Source organism: Fundidesulfovibrio sp. (assembly GCF_058402725.1).
Genome location: NZ_JBZVFJ010000270.1, coordinates 1 through 2631, shown reverse-complemented (window position 1 = coordinate 2631; position 2631 = coordinate 1). Strand labels below are relative to the sequence as shown.

Below are 2631 nucleotides of genomic sequence, written 5' to 3'. Positions count from 1 at the left end.
GGCCGTGTTGGCCGCCGTTTCCGTGGGGTCCGCCATTGCCAAGACCCAGCCGTCCGTCCGCCGCCCTTGCGCCTCCCTTCCGTCGCCGTCACGGGCGCGTCACGCATTCTCAACCGTCCCGGAATGCGGGAACCTTGGTGGTCGAGTAAGAGGGCGGTTCAGGCCGTTCGCGCACAAAACAATCCAGGAGGAATCCATCCATGCGCCTGTTCAAGATCGTGGTTCTGGTGGCCGTGTTGGCCGCCGTTTCCGTGGGGTCCGCCATTGCCAAGACCCAGCCGTCCTACGCCGGGTCCTACGGGTTCAAGTCCGAGGCGGCCAAGGGGTCGCTCAAGCTCACCCGCGTGAAGGGCGCGCAGCACGCCTTTGAGGTGCTGGTGGTGGCCAAGGACGGCTCCACGTGCAGCATGGAGGGCTTCATCAACATCGAGGACGGCGTGGGCATCAGCACCGACGACCCCAAGTGCCGGTTCTCCCTGACCTTCGAGAAGGGCAACGCCCGTCTGGACAGCGGCAAGGCCTGCAACCAGTGCGGCGGCAAGGCCTCCATCGACGGCGTGTACAAGAAGGGCATGAAGTAGCGAGGCTTCCGCCGCCCCAAGGCGGCTTTTCATGGCAGACGGGCCGCCCCTCCGGAGGGGGCGGCCCGTTGTTGTTTCAGGAGGGTTCGGCGGCCTGACGGGCCAGCATCTTCTTGACGAGTGCGTCCGCTCGGGCCGCATCCTGCTCCCGGCCAAGGGTGCGGAAGCTCTCCGCGCTGCGGCGCAGCACAGCCAATCCTTCCTCGTGTCGACCGGCGTCGAAAAGCATCTGCCCGAAACCGACGCCGATGATGGCGATGGCGTCCAGGCGGCCAAGCTTGTCTATGATTTCATAGGCCTGGGCCGTCTTGTCGGCGGCAGCCCGGGAGGCTCCTTGAGCGAGGTCGATTTGCGCGAGCCCCCACAGACAGCTGGCGATCCCGTCAGGGGCCTGGAGCCGTTTGAATGCCTCAAGAGCGGCCTCCCGGTGGTCCCGGGCCTCGTCGAGTTGTCCTCGCGCGTGGAGTATGTCCGCGATCTTGCCCTGTGCGGCGGCCGTGGAGCGCACGTCGCCCAGTCGCTCGAAGACCGGGAGTTGGACCTCCCGCCTGATCCTGAGTGCCTCGTCGAGTTGTCCGCGCGCCTGGAGTACGTCTGCGATTTTGCCCTGTGTGACGGCAGTTGATTTCACGTCACCCAGGCGCTCGAACGCAGGCAGTGCGTGATCGCGCAGCATTTTCATGGCCTCGTCGAGTTGCCCGCGCGCGTGGAGTATGTCCGCGATCTTGCCGTGGCAGATAGCGGTTTCGCGCACGTCGCCCAGTCGCTCGTAGACCGGGAGTTCGGCCTCTCGCCTGATCCTTAGGGCCTCGTCGAGTTGTCCGCGCGCGTGGAGTATGTCCGCGATCCGGCCGTGGCAGACGGCGGTCTCGCGCGCTTCGCCCAGCCGCTCGAAGACCGGGAGTTGGACCTCCCGCCAGATCCTGAGGGCCTCTTCGAGTTGTCCGCGTGCCTGGAGTACGTCCGCGATCCGGCCTTGAGCGACTGCGGAGTTCTGTTCGTTCCCAAGCTGCGCAGAAAGTTCAAACGCTTCGCGGAAGAGGGTCAAGGCTGCATCTAAATCGCCCAGGCTGGTGGCAAGGTTGCCCTGATCGAAAAGAATGTCCGCCTGTGCGCGCACGTCACCGGCTTGCCGCGCCGTTTCCAGCAGGCTGTCCAGCGTCTCCAGGTGGCGGCGTTTCTCTTCGGCCGTAAGGTTCAGGGCAATTCCGCCCGCCCAATCCAGGGGGCGGTAGGGCGCGGGAGGGCTCTCGAGCCTAGCCGAGAAGACGAACGAGCCGCTGTACCAGTCGTGCAGGTCCGGCGCGCCCCGGGCGAAGAGGTTCATGGCGTGCTCCGGCAGCCAGAGCACCACGGGCCTGCCCAGACGCTTGAAGGCGCTGCGGCGCATGTTGATTTCCTGGAGCGTTCGGTGCGTGGTCTCGGTGTCGTCGTCGGAAAAACCCGCTTCCAGGCCCGAGAGTGATACGGCGGCGCCCGGCGGGGCCTGGGCCAATGCATGGGCCACCATCTCGTCGATGGCCAAGGCGCGGTCCGGCTCCATCAGACGCTCCCGCACGTCCACCCGGAGCAGGGGGCGGCCCAGGCGCTCGGCCAGGGCGTCCAGGAGCCGCTCCCGCAGCACCGGCGCGTTGCACTCCGCCAGCAGCAGGCTGAACCCGTCGGACCGGCGCATGGCGGCCAGCAGGGGCAGGAAGTCCGGAAACTCCCCGGCCGGGTCGGCGGAGGCTTCCAGCATGGTCAGACTGTCTTGAGGGTTGGCTTGTCCGGCAGGTTGAGCAGCAGCTTCACGGCCGGATGCACGTCGGCCCAGCGTTTGCCGTTCTGGTACTCGTGGATGAGCCGGTTGAACAGCAACTCCTCGTAATCGTCGGCGTTGGGCACGGTTTTCTCCTCAGCCACCTTTCCGAGTCTGTCCTTGTCCTTGTCCCGGATCAGCCGGTCCTCTTCGCGTAGGAACGCTTCGATGGCCCTTCGCCCGTCGGCCTTGGTGATGCGATCCTGACCTGGGCCGCATGCCATGCGGATCAGGCGCAGCAGATCCCGCATG

General features: G+C 66.2%; 3 protein-coding genes. 1 reads left to right on the top strand and 2 read right to left on the bottom strand.

Features of this window, described 5'->3' with window-relative positions:
• The first annotated feature begins 200 nt into the window (after nt 1-200).
• A complete protein-coding gene (locus ACV4UX_RS18550; RefSeq protein ID WP_491594762.1) occupies nt 201-581 on the top strand; it encodes a hypothetical protein in 381 nt (126 codons plus the stop codon).
• Nucleotides 582-657: 76 nt separating this feature from the next.
• Here the strand turns inward: ACV4UX_RS18550 and ACV4UX_RS18545 are convergent, their stop codons facing one another.
• Both ACV4UX_RS18545 and ACV4UX_RS18540 read right to left on the bottom strand, forming a co-directional pair.
• A complete protein-coding gene (locus tag ACV4UX_RS18545; RefSeq protein ID WP_491594761.1) occupies nt 658-2319 on the bottom strand; it encodes a tetratricopeptide repeat protein in 1662 nt (553 codons plus the stop codon).
• 2 nt (nt 2320-2321) lie between these two features.
• A partial coding sequence (locus ACV4UX_RS18540; RefSeq protein WP_491594760.1) for a hypothetical protein occupies nt 2322-2631 on the bottom strand: 310 nt, incomplete at its 5' end.